1 protein-coding gene is annotated in these 1,350 nt (G+C 42.5%); it reads right to left on the bottom strand.

The annotated features are described in order from the left end of the window. Positions 1–538 precede the first annotated feature (538 nt). A partial coding sequence (locus tag EDF71_RS24855) for an RHS repeat-associated core domain-containing protein (RefSeq protein ID WP_243854464.1) occupies positions 539–1,350 on the bottom strand: 812 nt, incomplete at its 5' end.

The following is a 1,350-nucleotide window of genomic DNA, read 5'->3' as shown; positions in this document are numbered from 1 at the left end:
AGATCTCAATCAACGACCACGCAAAACTCTGGGATATCGAACCCCTGCTGAAATGTTCGATGCGTGTGTTGCGTCGATCAGTTGAATCCGCAACCTTAATTGGCCACTACAAAACGGGAAGATCCCCCGCGAATCTCTTGCATCCTGAAAACTTCCCCTCAGGCGAAAAGCTATAAAACCATTCAATCTTCACACGTGTTCTATCAACATTTCGGTAGTATGTCTTAATATTAGTGGCATCAACAACTCCCGATACCTTGGATTTTGGCCATAGCCTAAAAGCTTGGTTGTTATTGCCACTACCCCTTGCGACCGGTATTTCTTTATTGTCAATATATATTTTGAAACCGACACCCCCTTGACCTGACACAACCCATGGCAAATCATGGTATGCAAAATCTAGAATTTCTGAGGAATTATTCTTCAAAGAGATTTCTAAATCCCCTTTTGAAGTCGGTTTTACCTCAATTCCGACTGCACATTCATTTGCAATTACTGGAGTGCAGATGAAAAAAATTATACAAAACATACGCATGAATTATTTCCTTTTGCTCCTGTATCTCTGAGCTTCAATTTCACGTTGCGCAATATCTCTTTCAATCATCGCCCTGCACTCTTGATCGCATCCTTTCTTTAATGCGTCCTTGAGACATTTAATTTGTTTCTCGTAGGCTTTTAGTTCACTATCTATTGTATAAAATCTAGAATCGCCGCCTTCAACACCATCATAATACCCAACCTGCAATCCATCCTTCCTTCCTTTACAAATATTTTGATTGAAAGCATAAGCATCTTGGCGATGACTGTCTTCATGAACTCGTATGCACTTTTCAATTGCAGGACACTGCTCATAGCCCGGAATCGGTAGAATATATAATTCGACCTTTTCTTCCATGCAATAAATGGTATTGATTGTGCCATCAGGATTACCTGGGCCAGCCATGAAACCTCCAGGAAACAACCCCAAATCATCTATTAACTTTAACGGATTAATGTTCGCATACATATAAAAATTTATTCCACCATTTAATCCAATGGGATCTCCTTTTAAATATCCGCCCACTTCCGGCCTGTAATCTCTATGAAAGTTATAGTGACTATTCGATTCCTGATCCCAATACTGCCCCGGGAATCTCAAACGTACTTGCACTGAGTTCTCGACAGCCTCAGTCGCCCCAAACGCCTCGCTGACAGCCTTCCACGTTATTGCCCCCGTCTTGTCCGTCGCCATATGAGGCGTCCACAGATGATCCGAATGCAGATAGTGATATCCCGTTTGAGAATTCACTAAATCACTATTAACAGTCTCAGCCTGCCAAACCGGATCCGTACTCCACGCCCCCTGCTGCC

The sequence above is a fragment of the Comamonas sp. JUb58 genome, from assembly GCF_004364775.1.
GTDB lineage: Bacteria > Pseudomonadota > Gammaproteobacteria > Burkholderiales > Burkholderiaceae_C > Comamonas.
Note: the sequence above shows the minus strand (reverse complement) of the source record. Positions and strands in the feature narration are given on the sequence as shown.